This is a genomic window from Koromonas humicola (genome assembly GCF_059726255.1).
Genome location: NZ_AP040873.1, coordinates 4322597 through 4339300, shown reverse-complemented (window position 1 = coordinate 4339300; position 16704 = coordinate 4322597). Strand labels below are relative to the sequence as shown.

10 protein-coding genes and 1 pseudogene are annotated in these 16704 nt (G+C 56.1%); 6 read left to right on the top strand and 5 right to left on the bottom strand.

The window, feature by feature from the left end:
* Nucleotides 1-81 precede the first annotated feature (81 nt).
* Nucleotides 82-582: a hypothetical protein gene (locus AC6IZD_RS18885; RefSeq protein ID WP_497785214.1), complete on the top strand. Its 501-nt coding sequence runs from the start codon at nucleotides 82-84 to the stop codon at nucleotides 580-582.
* A gap of 165 nt (nucleotides 583-747) precedes the next feature.
* Here AC6IZD_RS18885 and AC6IZD_RS18880 read toward each other — a convergent pair whose 3' ends face one another.
* Nucleotides 748-1929, bottom strand: coding sequence for a glycosyltransferase family 39 protein (locus tag AC6IZD_RS18880; RefSeq protein ID WP_497785212.1), 1182 nt, complete (start codon nucleotides 1927-1929; stop codon nucleotides 748-750).
* Nucleotides 1930-2177: 248 nt separating this feature from the next.
* On the bottom strand, nucleotides 2178-3095 hold the full coding sequence (locus AC6IZD_RS18875; RefSeq protein ID WP_497785211.1) for a winged helix-turn-helix domain-containing protein: 918 nt from the start codon (nucleotides 3093-3095) through the stop codon (nucleotides 2178-2180).
* A gap of 168 nt (nucleotides 3096-3263) precedes the next feature.
* On the opposite strand from AC6IZD_RS18875, the gene AC6IZD_RS18870 reads away from it, so the two are divergent.
* The 3 genes and pseudogenes from AC6IZD_RS18870 to AC6IZD_RS18860 all read left to right on the top strand — a co-directional run.
* Nucleotides 3264-4067, top strand: coding sequence for a hypothetical protein (locus AC6IZD_RS18870; protein WP_497785210.1), 804 nt, complete (start codon nucleotides 3264-3266; stop codon nucleotides 4065-4067).
* Nucleotides 4068-4081: 14 nt separating this feature from the next.
* Nucleotides 4082-4774, top strand: a complete 693-nt coding sequence (locus tag AC6IZD_RS18865; RefSeq protein ID WP_497785208.1) for a CDP-alcohol phosphatidyltransferase family protein — start codon at nucleotides 4082-4084, stop codon at nucleotides 4772-4774.
* A pseudogene (locus tag AC6IZD_RS18860) lies at nucleotides 4660-5148 on the top strand (GtrA family protein); the annotation flags it as partial. The gene AC6IZD_RS18865 and the pseudogene AC6IZD_RS18860, both read left to right, overlap by 115 nt.
* 10 nt (nucleotides 5149-5158) lie before the next feature.
* Here AC6IZD_RS18860 and AC6IZD_RS18855 read toward each other — a convergent pair.
* Nucleotides 5159-5572, bottom strand: coding sequence for a DUF309 domain-containing protein (locus AC6IZD_RS18855; protein WP_497785206.1), 414 nt, complete (start codon nucleotides 5570-5572; stop codon nucleotides 5159-5161).
* Between the two features lie 50 nt (nucleotides 5573-5622).
* The gene (locus AC6IZD_RS18850) at nucleotides 5623-8598 is read right to left on the bottom strand and encodes a hypothetical protein (RefSeq protein WP_497785204.1); all 2976 of its coding nucleotides are present in this window, start codon (nucleotides 8596-8598) and stop codon (nucleotides 5623-5625) included.
* 421 nt (nucleotides 8599-9019) lie between these two features.
* Between AC6IZD_RS18850 and nrfH the strand changes: the two genes are divergently transcribed.
* On the top strand, nucleotides 9020-9526 hold the full coding sequence (gene nrfH / locus AC6IZD_RS18845; protein WP_497785203.1) for a cytochrome c nitrite reductase small subunit: 507 nt from the start codon (nucleotides 9020-9022) through the stop codon (nucleotides 9524-9526).
* On the top strand, nucleotides 9516-10967 hold the full coding sequence (locus tag AC6IZD_RS18840; protein ID WP_497785201.1) for an ammonia-forming cytochrome c nitrite reductase subunit c552: 1452 nt from the start codon (nucleotides 9516-9518) through the stop codon (nucleotides 10965-10967). The genes nrfH and AC6IZD_RS18840 overlap by 11 nt, the downstream gene beginning before the upstream one ends.
* A gap of 521 nt (nucleotides 10968-11488) precedes the next feature.
* Here AC6IZD_RS18840 and AC6IZD_RS18835 read toward each other — a convergent pair.
* On the bottom strand, nucleotides 11489-16555 hold the full coding sequence (locus tag AC6IZD_RS18835) for a choice-of-anchor D domain-containing protein (protein WP_497785199.1): 5067 nt from the start codon (nucleotides 16553-16555) through the stop codon (nucleotides 11489-11491).
* Between the last annotated feature and the right edge of the window lie 149 nt (nucleotides 16556-16704).

Sequence of the window (16704 nt, the reverse complement as noted above, 5' to 3'; positions counted from 1 at the left end):
GATTGTGAGTTGATGCGAGGTTGGCATCAAAAGCCCAACCTTGATCGAGTTTGCGCCATCCATTGGGACGGGAGCGATGACATGAATCAGCGTACGTTTAACTCCGCGCTGCTGCTAGGGGTGGCAGCAGGATTGCGATCGATGACGGCTCCGGCAGCTCTGGCGCTGGCACAACAACAGAAGTTCACGACAGGCCCATGGTTGCTGGAGAATCCGAAGGTGGTACGGGGACTTACGATGATGGCCGTGGGCGAGATGATCTTCGACAAACTTCCATTTGCGCCAAACCGAATTTCGCCCGGCGTGCTGGTGGGGCGGATGCTTTCGGGAGCGATGTGCGGCTCGATCGTGGCTCGGACGGAGCAGCGGGAAGGAGCAATGCTGGGGATGATTGGAGCGCTGATCGGGAGCTTCGCAGGATATTTTGTGCGAAAAGGCGCAGTACGGTCCACCGGACTTCCGGATGCCGTTGTCGCGCTGGGCGAGGATGCGCTTGCGATTAGCGTTGGAGCGGTTGCGGTGAATCTGGACAGCTACGGACGAGGGCGCGTGATGGACATGCAAAGCGCACACGTGGCGTAAGTCATCTCAGAAGGGACAACAACAAAACCGAGAATCTTTGAACGCGCTAAGCGCGGCTTCATTAGAACCCACATGCGCTCGCCAAAAGAGGCGAGCGTATATGGGCACCCGCGTTGCTCTTGTGCACGGTGAAGATGCAAGCTTGCTGCTCACATCGAGCAGTTGCTATTGGCCGGGGATGCGGGAGTACATGCGCATGAGGCTCGCAATGCTGTATGCGGCCTGGGCGGCAATCACGGCGAAAATCACTGCAAGCGCAGGATCCTGCAGCTTGCTCTCAATGAGGTCGGTGAAGACTCCTGAAACAAAGAGCAGTAGAAATGGCAGGCTGGCGAACAGGACGACTCCGGCTCCGTTGAGTGGGAGTGCGATGGAAATGCCGAGCAGAGTCAAGAAGACAATCAGTGGCGCGGTGTTTCCGAAGAAGCGCGTGCGGCGCCACGCCAGCCATGCGCACACGACAATGGCAAACAAGAGCAGCGCGGCAGGAACAGCATTGAAGTAGAAATGTCCGAGCAGGCGCAAGATCGAGCCCGGGTGCAGCGGGCTGAGGTCCTGGAAGGCAAAACTGATCCATGTGGCATTGCGCAGACCGCGAACAAACGCACCGATGTTTCCGAGATAGCAGATAGATAGCAGTACCAACGAAATTGCCGAGGCAGCGGCAAGGATGATGAGAGCCGCAATGCGACGGTGCGGGACAGCCCACAGCATGAAAGCCGAAACAGGTACGAGAAGCCACGCAAGCGGCCACTGCGCTCCGATGGCGAACGTGATGGAAATGCCAAGCAGCAGAATGCGCTTCCAGTTCCAGAGAATCACTTCGCGCGGAGCGTAGAGCGTGTGGGCCGTAGCAATTGCGGTGAAGATAAGGCCGAAAGCTCCCCAAGCGGCGAAAATTTCGGGGCCAGCGAGCGATGAGCGGGCGACCATTCCGGGACTGAAAGCAAACAGGGCGAGAGCGATGTGTCCCGCGGCGTTTCCATAAAGTCGGCGTGCAACGTACCAGAGAGAAACGGCGAAACAAAGCCCGGCAATGAGGAATGGGGCGCGGATGAACCAGCGGTGTTGGTCAAGCCAGAACTGATCGAGTAAAAACGGGGTTTGCGGCAGGTGCCAGGAGATTCCGATGACAGATATCAGCGGAACCATCGGCGAGGCTACGGGTTCGACGGAAACCGGAACGTGGCGAAGAAGCGCGACGCCGCGAAGGATCTGGTCAGCCTCAAACTGCGTGAGCGGGACAGACGCGATGAACCAGGCACACTGTGCAAAAAACGCGATGAGCAACACCAGCGCGATGAGGTGGTAGGAACGAACGGGCTTGGGAGTACGCGATTCAGGCATTTTGATCCGACTTACTTTGTACCATTTGCAAGCTGGATTGGCGGAAGGGATTTGTAAACAAAAAGAAGGGGCGAGATGTGCCCGCCCCGGAGGAATTGCGATTGCGAAGCTGTGTGGTAATACGAAATACGACGAAGCAAAGTTCATAGAAGCAAAAGAGATGGGGCGAGCTGAGGAGATGCAAGCAGCGTGCTCTCCCACCTTAGCCGCGCAAAAAGCGCGCGTCGAAGGTGGGGCACCCGACAATTTTATTCGCGGCGGAGTCCGGCTCCCATGAGGATGAGGGAGCGTTGAGCAAAAGGAGAGTAAACGAGCAGAGCCGTACAGGCGAGGGCCAGTCCGAAATTGATGTGGTGGAGCAGAAGGAAGGGCGAGAGGGACCAAAGTTCATCGAAGACCAGCAGCAGGGGCCAGAGCCGAAGCAGTTTTGGCTGCACACGCGGGGCGTGGAAGACCACGGAGAGCAACACGAAGATGCGAACAGGAATGAGAACGGCAGCCGTGGCGATCAGTACGGGGTACAGATAGGCAGAGAGTGGAAAGGCGGCCATGAGCTCTTCGATTTCGGCGAGGTTGGCGAGAGCCGAAACGTAGAACGTCACATACATAAGCTGAAGCAAGAGGAAGAGGGTTTCGACTACTCGCGGCGGCGTGTGCGGGAGTTCGTGCGGCGCGGCGAGGATCTGGAGGCGCCGGGTTTCGGACTCGGCGTCGGCCAGGCTTAGAACTTCTGTGGCAATTGGATTGGGCTGAGGTTCGGGGGCGGATTCGGCTGGGGTGCCTGATTTCGTATCGGCCGGGGTCGTGATCGAGTCAGTCGCGGCGTCGGCTACAGCACTGAGGCGCTCGACGGGTGCGATGAATCGGTATCCGCGTCGGGCGAGGGTTTCGACGTAGCGCGGGTTGGAAGCGGTATCGCCGAGGGCTTCGCGAACGCGATTGATGGCCGAGTTCACACCATGTTCGTAATCAACGAAGGTCCCATCGGGCCAGAGCTGTTGGGAAATCTCTTCGCGGGTGAGTAACTGTCCCTGACGCTCGAGCAACAAGATGAGGAGTTGGAACGGTTGGGAATTGAGCTTTATGCGCAGTCCTTGGCGGCGCAATTCTCCCGTGGTGGCATCGACCTCAAAGATTCCAAATCGAAATGTGGGAGAAGAGGCCATCTATCCCGGCAAGTTTATCCCCTTGCGAGCGCAATCCCAAAACATTCCTGCGGATGACAACTGTGATGAACCTCTTACGTTGCATTAACTTGCACCGTGAGGAACAAATTCCGACAGGTGAGGTTGTGTGCATTGCCCGGTGAGGCGCAGGAGGAGCATGGTGCGGGCATGACGAACGGCACAAGATCGGTCTGGCAGAAGTTCTTGGTCGTGATTTGTTGGGCGATGGCGGCGACAGGTGTGGTTTGGGCAGAGGAGCCATCTGCGTCAGCGAACTCGGCGTTTGATTCCTATACGAAACAGGTTGAGGTGCGGCTGGCGCAGGAACGTAGCGCAAAAAGCAGTGGAGTGCGACTGGGGTCTGGAGAGCTATCCGGTGACGTCCAACGGAGAGTGCGCGGGGGCGAGATGGTGATCGAGCAGTTGTCGCCAGCAAACGGACCGAGGGGAGCCATGCTCCACCATTGGCGAGGAACGGCCTTTGTTCCGGGCGCAAACGCAGGGGACTTTGTCCGGCTGATGCAGGGGTTTGGCGATTATCCCCGGCACTATGCTCCGCAGATCGTAAGGACGGAAGTGCTGATGAGAGATGGGGAGCGGTTTCGAGCTCGGTTGCGGGTACGACAGCATCACGTGCTTACGGTGGTGATGGATACGACGTACGACATCCGCTTTGGAAAGGGCTTCAGCGAGTCGCGCAGTACTGAACTGGACGAGATTGAGGATGCAGGGACGAAGCACGAGAGGCGACTGACAGGAGCCGAGCAGCATGGCTACTTATGGCGGCTGAATAGCTATTGGAGCTACGTGGAGCGGGACGGCGGAATTTACATCCAGATTGAGTCGGTGTCGCTGACGCGGGAGATTCCGCGAGGGCTGGGTTGGATCGTCGGCCCTTTCGTGCAAAGCATTCCGAGAGAATCGCTGGAGTTCACGCTTGGGAGAACGCGGGAAGCATTGCGCAAGCAGTGATGGAGGGAAATGACATGAATTCGAAGGCGGCTGGTGTGGATGAGGGATTTGCGACGGCGCGGAGAGTGAACGAAGGGCTGACCGCCGCGATGGAAAAGCGAGCGTTGGTGTGGATGGCAGAACGCGCTCCGCGGTGGGTGAGTTCGGATCAGCTTACGGTACTTGGATTCGTTGCGCAGGTTGGGGCGGGAGCTTGCTATGCATTAGCACGATATGACCGGCGCGCGCTGTTGCTTGTGATCGTGTGCCTGGGACTGAACTGGCTCGGCGACAGTATGGACGGAACACTGGCGCGCGTGAGAGGGCAGCAGCGTCCGCGATATGGATTCTATGTGGATCACATGGTGGACGCCTTTGGGGCGATTGCGTTGATGTGCGGCATGGGCATGTCGGGACTGGTGCATTGGTGGGCGGCAATGGCGATGCTGCTCGGATTCCTGCTGCTGGCAATTGAGAGCTACCTGGCGACATACACGCTGGGACAGTTCCAAATGTCACAGGGTGTTTTTGGGCCAACCGAAATTCGCATTCTGCTCGTGGTGGGGAGTCTTGCCCTACTGCGGAGTCCTTACGCAACGGTCATTGGACATCGATGGCTACTGTTCGATGTGGGAGGCGCGATCGCCGCGTGTTGCATGCTGGCAATGGCCATGGTGAGCACGGCGCGACACACGACACAGCTCTATCGCGAGGAGCGAATCCGGTGAAGACTAGCATGCGGTGGTGGCGATTCAACCTGGTGGGCGGGGTCGGCATGGTGGTGCAGTTGGGATCGCTGGCGGTACTCACGCGATGGATGCCGAAGCACTTTCTGCTGGCATCGACGGCTGCACTGGAGATCACACTGCTGCACAATTTCGTGTGGCACGTGCGAAATACGTGGTGCGACAAGCAAGTAGGTGCGGGATTTCGCCAACTTGCAGCGCGGGCACTGCGGTTTCACTTGTCGAACGGGATGGTGTCGCTCGTGGGAAACGTGGGAGTAATGCAGTTGCTGGTGGGCGTTGCGCGATGGCCAGTGCTGGTGGCGAACCTTGTCGCAATACTCGTTTGTTCGCTGGTGAATTTTCTGATTGGAGATCGATGGATATTTAAAGCTGTGGACGGATCTGAACCGGCATGCTCGGGCGCGTGCGGTCATCGCTCTCCAGAGCGCGGAGCCATAGATGAATCTCATCACGAATGTCGACTATGGAGAATTGCGCGAATTGCGCGGGATATGGATCGAGTCGGCCAAGGGCTCCACGCATCAGGAGAATCGCACCCTTTATGTTATTGCGCTGAAGATGATGGAAGGCTCCGGCGATTTGAATGAGAGCCTGGAGGAAGGTCTTCTGCGGCTGAGGCGCAATGCGCCAGACGTTTTCCCATGATTCATGCGCGTCAAAGTACCGCGCGGCGTGATAGCGGGCGAGTCCTTCGGCAAGGTCGCCCTGTGTGAAATCAAGATGCATCTGCTGAGCGTACACGAGATTGAAGTATATGACTTGAAGTATGTGCCCCATCCCGAACCGCAATCTGAGCGAGTGCGAGATGGGGCAGACGGAGTAGGGGCTCAGAACAGACCGAAGATGAACATCCTGTTCTGGCCTGCAACGAAGACCTTTCCATTCACGACGGTCGGTACTGCCCACTTTTCGAAAACCAATGATCCGCTGGTGTACAGCGAACGCGAAACATTGGCGGCGTCAAAAGCGTGCAGGTGAGCCGGCGCGCCGCGATCCACTACCCAGACGATTCCGTTGCTCGCTCCGTTAGAGGACACGACTGGTTGGCCTCCGGGGAAGGTGAACACATAGCTGCCCTGAGCGATGGGTGCAGTGGAGAGTTTGCCGGTCGAAGGATTGAGCGTGAACTGTTTCACTACGTCATTGTTTCCGACGAAGTAGACGTTGCCTTGCCAGTACGCCGGAGTCATAAAGCATTTGTCAGTTGACTGGGTGCCGCTGGTGCCGCCAACGACATTGGAAAGCTCCTGAATGAGCTGGCTATCGGACGTGGTTCCCTGATGCCCCATGTTGTCGCGATTCATAACGTACACTTGCGGCAACTTGCCACATTCGATCAACTCGTGAGGGAAGGGACCAGACTGGTCGGGGACGATGAGCACTCCGCCTGATCCGAGATCAAGGTCGCCATTGGAGGCCGTAACCGCATTCCATGGCGCGAACCAATCGAGCACGGAGAGCGATGGACTGAGTTTTACTACGCTCATTGATAGCTGAGTGGTTTTGTTGAAGCTGCCGTTACCGCTAGTTATGTAGAGGTCGCCATTGGAATCAACAGCGGGAGCAGCCCCACTCATCCAGATGCCACCTTCGGTGCCGCCGGGAGTGTCATTCCATGCCGCGACAAGGCCGAGTGTCGAGGCAGAGTAGGCCATCACCCAACCGTTGTATGGCTGGTGATCTCCGTGGCTGGCGAAGGCTACATAGATGTTGCCATTCGCAAGAGCGAGACCGGCGCGCTGCAACTGCTCCTTGGGCGCAAACCCAGAGGGCGCTATCACACGGGGACTGCCGCTACGCTCATTTCCGGTGCTGACATCGAGCGCGTGCAATCGGAAGATGTAGTTTCCGCCTTCAAGCGTCTCGGCAACAACGTAGAGGGTTCCAGTAGCGGGGTCGATAACAGGCGTGCTGGTGATTCCAATTTCACCAGCAATAGTGCTGCCGACATTCGCCTGCGGAACGGTGGTTCCGCCATTCATGATGAGCGAGCGTTTCCAGAGCGGATTGCCGTTGTTGTAGTTGTCGGCGTCAAAGGCGTACACGGAGTCGTGCTCGGTCGCGACGAAGACCACGTTGTGCTTCGCGCCGTTGACGGTGAGTCCCGACATATACAGCGGCTGAGCAAAGACCATGCCGTCGAGCGAAACCGAGAACTTCACGCCAAAGGTCGTGGAATTGACGTTGCTCGGGGTCAGCACCAATTCGTTTCTTTGCTGGCCTGTGCGCAGGTTGTCGTTCTTCCACGTCGTGTAATTGATGGATTGATTCGTGGGCGCGGTGACGTGATCGATGGCCGTCGCAGAGCCGGATCCGTTGGTTTGTGTGGCGGTGATGGTGCAATCTTCAACGACGTTCGGTGCAGTGAACAGCCCATTGGAGTCGATGGTGCCGCAAGAGGCAGTCCAGGTAACCGTTGCATTGGCCGTGAACTGCTGGGTGTGTCCTTCAACGGTGTTGGCTACGCTCGGTGTGATAGCTAGCGAACCGGTGTTGATGGTTGCGCTGGCGGTCACAGAGCCGTTGGCTGCTTCGGTTGCGGTAACCGTCGCCGAACCTCCGGTGGAAAGCGATGTATAGGTCGCGGTGGCTGACGCGGTGGAGGTGTTGGAGATGGTGCCTCCGCCTGACGTTACGGCCCAGGTGGATGGAGCATTAGCCGTGATGGTGATGCTGTTACCAGCAACAACTGTCGCGGGATTAGGCGTGATAGCCAACGGCACTACGCTCACCTTGGCGCTGCTTGTCGTCCCGGAGCCGGAATCCGAGGCCGTGACGGTCGCTGCCCCAGCAGTGAGACCCGCAGTGAACAGTCCGCTTGAGGTGACCGAGCCTGCGGTGGATGGATTCACCGACCAGGTGACTGTGCCCTTGGCTCCGGAGACAGCGAACTGTTGCGACATTCCCTCAACCACAGTGGCCGAGGTGGGTGTTACGAGAACTCCGGCACTGGTTGAAACATTGATTGTCGCAGGAGTGGTGTACACAACGCCTGTCGTGGCATCGGCGGCTTGAACTTCGAGCAGATGCGTTCCGAGAGCGAGCGAGACCGAGTAGTCGAAAGTGCTGCCGGTGCGCAAGGCGATTACGGCGGCGTGATCGACCCAGAGCTTCATGTAACTGGCTGTGCCGCTATAAGTCGCGTGCACGGGGACGGGCGAGGTGACAGTAGAACCATTCACGGGAGTAACGATGGTGACCGCGCTACCCGTGCCACCTCCGCTGCCCACGTTTACGGTTACAGAACTGCTGTAGATGGTTCCGGTGCCTGCATCGGCAGCCTGCACCTCGATGAGGTGGGCGCCGCTGGCCATCGAGGCGGAGTAGCTGAAGTTGCTCGTGTTGCTCTGAACTGTGACGGCGGTGTGATCGATCCACAGTTTCATATAGTTGGCCGTGCCGTTATAGCTGGCTTGGATTGGGACGGGCGAGCTCACGGTCGAATTGTTTACTGGGCTGGTGATGGTGACCGAATGAGTGCTGGTGCTGCTGACTGTGATGCTCTCTGAGTTGGTGACCACAGCGCCTGAGGCCGCGTCGGCGGCCTGCACTTCGATGAAGTGCGTACCAGCAGACATGTTCATGGAATAGCTGAACACGTTGGTGTTGTTCTGGTATGTGATGGCCGTGTGATCAACCCAAAGCTTCATGTACTTGGCAGTGGCGTTGTAGCTCGCCTTTATGGATACCGGAGAACTGACGGTGGAATTGGCAACAGGACTTGTGATGGTGACGACGCCGACTGCGAACAGAGACAAGGAACAACACAATATGACTAGCACGACAAGACACAAGCGCTTCATGAAACCCTCTTCGCTTCTGTTTAAGGTTGGCTTACGTCATTGCGGGCGCATTGAACCGGCCCGTTGTAGCTGTCGTGCTTAGGACGGCTTGGGTACAGCTCCGGTTGCCTTCAACCCTCGTCCGTGTCTCTGTCTTTTTTGTCTTAGCTTGCGCCTTAATCTCTGCGCAGGATGAACGTGCAAGGTTTATCAATGAAGGTAAGTGACCCGCTGAGAGCGAGGGCGAATAGTGCCTCAATCGAGCCGAAAAGCTCGCGAAGTTGTGTGAAATTGATGTGGATAAGGGCGGGGTAGTTCCTGTCCAGAATGGGACTGTTGCAGGTTTGCTGGCCTGTGACTTAAGTCGCAGTCAATTCTGGATGCGCCCGGCAGGATAAAATACCGGCGATTACGAATTCGCCGCTTTCGCCTGGAAGGGACGATGAAAAACTCCATCCCCATCACACTGGTTCTAGCCGTGGTTGTGGGGGCAATGATAGGGCTCGGCGCGTACACGTTCATCTATGCCAAGGGGTATTCGTATTTATCGAATGATCCTCAGGCTTGTACGAATTGCCACGTGATGAATGCGCAGTACGACGGCTGGGTCAAAGGGAGCCACAAGCACGCTGCGACCTGCAACGATTGCCACACACCTCACAACTTCGCGGGTAAGTACGCAATTAAGGCCCGCAACGGGTTCTTTCACTCACTCTATTTCACAACAGGAAACTTTCCCGACAACATCGAGATCAGCGGCACTAGCCGCTACGTAACAGAAAACGCCTGCCGCCGCTGCCACGCCGACGTAGTTGTGGCAATCGACACTGGACGGCACGGGAGCGGCAACGAAACCAGCTGCCTGCGTTGCCACAACTCTGTTGGACATTCAGAATCCACCGCCAAGCTTCGCACGCCCGCACTGGGGGAACTCATCCATGGCAAATAACGACTCATCGTTGAATCAGGAAAAGAAACGCTCGCGCCGCCTGCTGCTGGGCGCAACTATAGCGGCCGCGCTTGCGGCTGTCGCCATCACCGCGCTGCTCATGAACATCTTTGAACGCAAGCAGGAGGCAAAAAATCCCTTTTACCGTGTTGTAGAACTGAACGACACAATTGATGATCCGGCGACCTGGGGAAAGAATTTTCCATTCCAGTATGACGGGTATAAGAAGACCATCGACCAGGTTCGCACCAAGTACGGCGGAAGCGAGGCAATGCCGCAGACTCCGACGAATGCCGATCCGCGTTCGGTTGTTGCACGCTCAAGGCTGGAACAGGATCCTCGCCTGAAGACAATGTGGGCAGGGTACGCCTTCAGCATCGACTACCGCGAGCGCCGTGGACACGCCTATATGCTAGACGATCAGACCTACACCGGTCGTCAGAAGGCAAACCCGCCTGCAATGTGTATCAACTGCCACGCTTCGCTGGTGACGACGTACATGAAGATGGGCAACGGCGACATCATGAAGGGCTTTGACGAGTTTTCAAAGAGCCACATGACGTATCCGCAAATCCGTCAGCGGGTGAAGCACGCTGTAGCCTGCATCGACTGCCATGATCCGAAGAACATGCAGTTGCGCGTGACCCGTCCGGCGTTTATCGAAGGTATCCGCGCACTGAAGGCTTCGCAAGGTGTCAAAGATTACGACGTCAACACTATGGCAACGCGGCAGGAGATGCGTTCCTATGTGTGCGGACAGTGTCACGTGACGTACTACTTCAAAGGCCCGGAGAAGCGACTCACCTATCCATGGTCGCAGGGTTTGAAGGTTGAGAACATCATTGCGCACGAAGATGCGGACGGTATCAAGGAATGGGAGCATCCGGACTCAGGGGCCAAGCTGATTAAGGCGCGACATCCTGAATTCGAGATGTGGAATCAGGGCGTACATGCGCGCTCGGGTGTCGCCTGTGCCGACTGCCACATGCCGTACATGCGCGAGGGCGGATTGAAGGTCAGCGATCACCAGGTGAACAGCCCATTGCTGAAGATCAATCGCTCGTGCCAGGGATGCCATCACTTCCCGGAGACAGAGTTAAAGGCGAGGGTTGAGGAAATTCAGGACCGCTACTTTAACCTGCGCAATGTTGCACTGGATTCGCTGATGGATCTGATCCGGGATATTAAGGACGCTAAAGCAAAGGGAGACAACGAAGCCGCGATCAAGACCGCCCAGGAATATCAGCGCAAAGGTCAGTTCATGATCGACTTCGTGATGTCGGAAAACTCAATGGGCTTCCACGCTCCTGAAGAGTCCGTGAGGATTCTGGGCGATGCGATCAACCTGTGCCGGCTGGGACAGCTTGCGTTGAAAGGCGGCCCACAACCTACGCACACGGTCCTGACGCAACTGACTCCACCACCCGCGCCAGGCAAGTAAACTCACGTCACTAATAGGCGGAGCGCTGATACCGGCGCTCCGCTTTCTTTTGCCCTCCACTTCATGCATTCTGCCGATTTTCAACAGCACTCACCGAAAAATCACAGACCTCGCATAGGCGGTTTGCCTAGTAACTGCGCGCAGTAGCGGGCCATGTTGAAGAAGTGTGCATAAGGTTTGTGGCTGTGGAAGGTCTGTGCAGATAGTGAAGAACTTGTGTGTATATGCGTGTGACTCGAGTTCTATCCACCGCATGAACTCATCGCGGGCCAGGTTTTCCGCAATGCTTTTACACCGCAAAATCAGTCTTTGTGGGCCGTTCAGAATTTTTCCACATTTCCGCAGCACTTACTGCTTCTGCTGTATTTGTTTGTTCTTAAAGAAGAATAGTAGTAACAGCAAAACTCCGTGGAAACTTGTACAGGAATGAACACAGCGGGCAGGATTACGCGCAAGGCGGCGGTGGATGACGGAAATGCTCACCAGAGCAGGCGATAACGTCCACTCTGGTGAGCTAAGTTCTACTTCACGGTTAAACTGAGATTCACCGTCTTACTGACACCAGAGGTGGAGGCTGTCACTTGTATGACGTACACTCCGGCTGGAGTTCCAGGCTTTGAAGTGGAACCTCCGCCACCACCACCGCCACCGCAGCTTGCGACCACTGCGAGAACGCCAAAGATCGAGGGAACAAGGGCAACACGTCTTAGCTTTTTGTTTTGACACACTAGCATGAACCCGATCAGTGTGCAGAACGCTAAAGCTCCAAGCCGTCCTGAACCAGACCCACTAGTCGGAGGTGGAATCTGCAAGCCTGCCATTGCAGCGGCAGTTGTAGACACCGTGACGTTGACGGTGGTCGGGGAAGACGGTTGCACTGTGACACTGGCAGGAGTCACAGTGCAAGTTGCTAACGCAGGAGCTCCGGAGCAGGTAAAGGACACGGTTCCATTGAACAGACTGGATCCGCTTAGCACGAGAGCATAGGTCGCGTTTTGTCCCGCTGTGAGGGACGCGTCTGTCGATCCGCTTTGTGGCGCTATGGTGAAATCACTGCTGTTGCTCTGGATCGGCACTGTCGTGATCCCGGTACCTGAGTCGTGCTGAATCGTGAGAGTTCCGGAAAACACTCCCGCGCTTGCGGGCGCAAACTTAACGGTGATGGAGCAGCTTGCAGCGGCTGCGAGACTGCTTCCGCAATTGTTCGTGACGGAATATGGACCGGTTGCGGATATAGAGCTGATAGCAAGAGCCGCAGGACCAGCATTGGTCAGAGTTGCAGTTGCCGTCGAACTGGCACCCGCAACCACGCTACCCAAGTCGAGAGTTGACGGTGAGACCGATACCGAAGCACCGAGCCCTGTACCTGCAAGCGGGACCTGCAGGCTACTATCGCTGGTGATCGTCAATGCTCCCGTGCGTGCACCTTCGGCAACGGGTTGGAAAGAAACCGAGATCGTGCATGAAGCAGACGCGGCAAGAGCACTCCCGCAATCATTTGCCTGGGAGAAATCGCCTGTGGTGGCGATCTGCAATATCGAGATGGCGCCGCCTGAATTGTTAGAGAGAGTCACACTTTGCGGCTTGCTTGAGGTTCCCTTGGCTTGACCTCCAAAGTCGAGCTGCTGTGGAGAAGCAATGATGCCTGAACCAATAGAGAAGATTTGAGCTGTGGATCCTCCACCCGCTGGAGAGAGGTTCTCGACGGTGACTTGTGCCTGGCCGGCTGTGGTCAAATCGTCGGCTGAAATCCACGCTTTTAGGGTTGTGCTGTTCACAAACAGAGTGGTTCGGTCAGCCCCGTTCCATCGCACGACCGCCCCCGGCACAAAATTGCTGCCAGTCAGCGTAAGGATGAAGTTGGAGGCTCCCGGTGTAGCCATTGACGGAGTGATGGAATCAAGTGCAGGGGTTGGATTATCAGTCGCGGATGGATTGGTGATCTTGGTGCGCACGGCGACGACTTGATCGTCAGTAGTAGCCCCGCCGAGGTTTGTTGATCCGCCATAGTAGCGGAAGGCAATGCCATCTCGGCCCCAGCGCATGATGGGACCGGCGAAGGAGTTTGGAACAGTGAGCAATAAGTTCCCGGTTGAGGTCAACGTTGTAGTATCCCCAGCCCACACCCTGATTGTTTTTCCCGTCCCGTCTGAATAGGCCTCCAAGAAATACGCGCGTCCGGTGCCTGCCTCGGGTGTCATTGAGGTGATCCACGACGATCCGAATGAGAACGATCCGATGGATGAAAGGGTGTTGCTGTCGTAGATCGATAACCCTGAATAGATTCGGCCATCAAGATAGTGAAGTTCGGATCCTCCCGCATTCCATTTGTTCGCTGTTGAAGCGATGCCCGTTGAATTTACTTTCATCACATAGAGAGATGGCGGAGAGACTCCTCCTTCCGTTGAGTACAGAGAAGAGCCGCTAGAGTTGAAGGCAAGCCACGAAGTATAAGGAAGATTGCCCGCATTGGGGCGGGGCACTGCGTCGTCGTAGATGAATATGTTGCCGGAGCTTAATCCAACACTCCACGCTGCGGCGACTGAGTGCGGCGAACCGGGAACGGGCGCCAAGTCTGTAATGTATCCAGAACCAGTTGCGGTAATCGTCAGATCAACCTGCTTGGTGTAGAGATTCACACGCTTGAGGCTGTTTTCTCCGTTTACGCCAACCCACAGGAACTGACCATCCTCGGAGATTGCAAGTGCAGAAGGATCGTTACCTACCGGAATTGGTGTACCTGTCTGGCCGGTAGATGGATCGATAGGAAGAATGGTGTTCGGAGATGTTGAAGCAGCGGCTGCGATCGACGCGTACAGAACTCTGCGGTATGGGTCGTACACCAGGTCACGAGCGGAGACAGGAATGCTCAGAAACGCCGTAATGGCCAGCGAATTGGAGAACACTCCCGCAGGAGTTGGGTTTGACACGGTCAGCGAGTGCTCACCCAGGCTAATTATCGTGCTGAGTGTCGCCTGCAGTTGTCCTGAGTTGAAGAAGGTAGTCGGCAGGGCGGTGCCATCGAGATAAGCAACTGAGTAAGTCGAGAACCCGGAGCCGGTTATCGTCAAAGTCTGCGAGGTACTGGATACTTTCACCGATTGGGGAGAAACACTCGTCAGCGAAGGAGTAGGGAATGTCGCCAGCGCCTGACCAGCAAGAGTCACTGCGTGCGGACTGCTCGGGGCATTATCAGTGATGCTCAGTGAACCCGTACGTGTCCCGGTTTGAGTCGGGGTGAACGTTACAGTGATTAGGCAGGAATGCCCCTGCACCAACATTGTTCCGCAGTTATTCGTTTGCGAGAAGTCTCCGGTGGCTGAGATTCCAGATAGCAACATGACATCGTTGCCGACATTCGAATAGCGAATATTAGCGGTCCCGGAGTAGCCAAGAACAACTGGATCGGGAAATGTGTAGGACGTGGGAGACACGTATGCGAGCGGCTCAATACCCGTTCCCGAAATACTGACTGATTGGGGGCTAAGTGCAGCGTTATCTGCAAACGTCAGGTTGCCGGGACGGCTGCCATACATAGTTGGTTGGAAAGTGACACTTACGTCGCAACTTGTACCGGGCGCTAATGGAGCGCTGCAAGTGTTTGTCTGAGTGTAATCGCCTGCAATTTGAACAGCGCTAATGGTCAGGTTCGACGTTCCGGTGTTGGTGACAGAGAGCTTTAAGGTACCACCGAGAGTACCGACTTGCTGACCAGGGAAAGAAAGCGCGGTTGGATTGAATGCTATCTCCGGACCGGTTCCGTTGCCAGCAAGACTCACCGAATGCGGAGCTCCCGCAGCATCGTCCGCGATGGTAATAGCTCCAATCCTGTTTCGCGTGAAAGTTGGCGTAAACGTGACGGAAATAGAACAACTGGCGCCCGGTGCGAGCGTGCTGCAATTATGTGTTATTGCGAAATCGCCGGTAACCGAGATACCGCTGACGACAAGGCTGGCGTCTCCGGTATTGGTTAATGTCACGGTCTTTGCCGCGCTGGTCGTGGCCAGCGGTTGGTCACCAAAATCGAGCGACGCGGGGGAGAGAGTTACGACTGGCGCCGTGGCAGTACCGGTAAGATCTACGGTGCCCGTGCTCGACGAATTGGCGCCTGTAATTTCCATCGTCTCGGATTTTGCTCCGGAGGTGAGCGGCGAGAACCCAAGCGAAAACGAACAAGTCGCTCCTGAGGCGATTCCTGCCAGACCTGAGCAATTCCCGCTCGCGACGAAGTCGGAGCCCAGTTGAGCTGCCTTGAGATGTAAGGATTTACCGCCTGTGTTCGTTACAGTTACCACCTGCGCTGCGCTCTGTGTGTTTACCTTCTGTGAGCCAAAATCGAGACTGGCGGGAGATATTGAGAAGGTGGTCTCACCCTGATACTCCACTCCGCCTAGGTCAAGGCGGCCACCTACGATGCGGGTTTGGAGTGATGCATCATAGGTCGGAACCGGGCTGGTGCTCGGATCAGATGCGTCGATCGCGGGGGATCCAGTGGACAACTGAACATCACCCGCCTCAGGATTCGCAAACAGCGGATCAACAGACAGATTGTGATTGGTGCCGGTCAAATCAGCGCAGGTATAGGCAGCGCCACCCTCTGCATAGACGTCGTTGTAAGTGAAGTTTGAGGCAGTAATTGTGTAATTGCTATTCGTCTCGCAGCGGATGGCAGTGAAGCCCGGCGCAGCGATAAGGAGATTGTTGCGAATCTTGCCGTCCCAGAAGCTATAACCGTTCAGCTCTGCATCTGTGGATGTCTTAGTGTTGTACGCCACAGTGTTATTGCTGAAATCGGCAGGCATGCGCCCCCAGTAAACTCCGCCACCTGTGTTGTTCACAATAACGTTGTTGCGAACAATCGATGTTCCCTCGTTCTCCATTGACAACCCGCCACCGTATACACCGGCACTGTTGTTGTGAATGAAGTTTCCTTCGATCAATGCGTTGCCGGCAGCCCACGTCTCAATTCCGCCACCCTCGAAGCTCGCGTAGTTTTCGTATATCTCGTTATAGAGGACCTGCGCTCTCCCGGCTCCTCCGATCTCGATTCCGCCGCCACCCAGTCCGCTGGCGTAACAATCCGAAGCTCGGTTGTTGTGGTGTACGGAGTTATAACGAATAACCGGCGATGCGAACTGTACCTCGATGCCGCCTCCAGTGCCGCAGCCGTTAGTGGCGACCACGTTGTACTCAATCGTGGGGCTAGAGGAAGAGATGTAAATGCCTCCACCCCCGCCGGACGAGTATCCATGCTGGATTGTGAATCCGGAAAGCACAGCCGCGGTCGTTTCGCCACTCTTGAAAGTCACGACCGATCCCTTGGACTGTCCGTCGATAACTGTCTTTATCGCTCCATCCGTGCTCTTTACCGTGATGCTTTTTCCCTTGAAATCGAGCAGCTCGTTATATGTGCCGGGCGAGACTAGGACTGTGTCGCCAGTTTGTGCGGAGTCAATCGCGGCTTGGATTGTCGATTTATCTGACGGAACGTGAATGGTGATTTGTCCGTAGGATGCACCTGTAGAGGCGTAACAAAAGATCAAAAGGACAAAGAACAGAACAAAGCATCGTGGCGTACGGACACTCATGTGCCCTCCCAAGTAGGAGTGCGAGTCGTCGGGGGGAGACAAACTCGAAGAAGGATGAGAACTGGAAGGATTGTAGCTGCTTCAGGAGAGGGGGTGAAGTAAATCCTGCATGGGAATCGAAAATCTTAGGGGGTGCTGCAGATAGAAAA

What these genes read in the sequence shown, in the direction of transcription:
- AC6IZD_RS18885 (WP_497785214.1), top strand. Translation starts at nt 82, where the DNA reads ATGAATCAGCGTACGTTTAACTCCGCGCTGCTGCTAGGGGTGGCAGCA.
- AC6IZD_RS18880 (WP_497785212.1), bottom strand. Translation starts at nt 1,929, where the DNA reads ATGCCTGAATCGCGTACTCCCAAGCCCGTTCGTTCCTACCACCTCATC.
- AC6IZD_RS18875 (WP_497785211.1), bottom strand. Translation starts at nt 3,095, where the DNA reads ATGGCCTCTTCTCCCACATTTCGATTTGGAATCTTTGAGGTCGATGCC.
- AC6IZD_RS18870 (WP_497785210.1), top strand. Translation starts at nt 3,264, where the DNA reads ATGACGAACGGCACAAGATCGGTCTGGCAGAAGTTCTTGGTCGTGATT.
- AC6IZD_RS18865 (WP_497785208.1), top strand. Translation starts at nt 4,082, where the DNA reads ATGAATTCGAAGGCGGCTGGTGTGGATGAGGGATTTGCGACGGCGCGG.
- AC6IZD_RS18855 (WP_497785206.1), bottom strand. Translation starts at nt 5,572, where the DNA reads ATGGGGCACATACTTCAAGTCATATACTTCAATCTCGTGTACGCTCAG.
- AC6IZD_RS18850 (WP_497785204.1), bottom strand. Translation starts at nt 8,598, where the DNA reads ATGAAGCGCTTGTGTCTTGTCGTGCTAGTCATATTGTGTTGTTCCTTG.
- nrfH (WP_497785203.1), top strand. Translation starts at nt 9,020, where the DNA reads ATGAAAAACTCCATCCCCATCACACTGGTTCTAGCCGTGGTTGTGGGG.
- AC6IZD_RS18840 (WP_497785201.1), top strand. Translation starts at nt 9,516, where the DNA reads ATGGCAAATAACGACTCATCGTTGAATCAGGAAAAGAAACGCTCGCGC.
- AC6IZD_RS18835 (WP_497785199.1), bottom strand. Translation starts at nt 16,555, where the DNA reads ATGAGTGTCCGTACGCCACGATGCTTTGTTCTGTTCTTTGTCCTTTTG.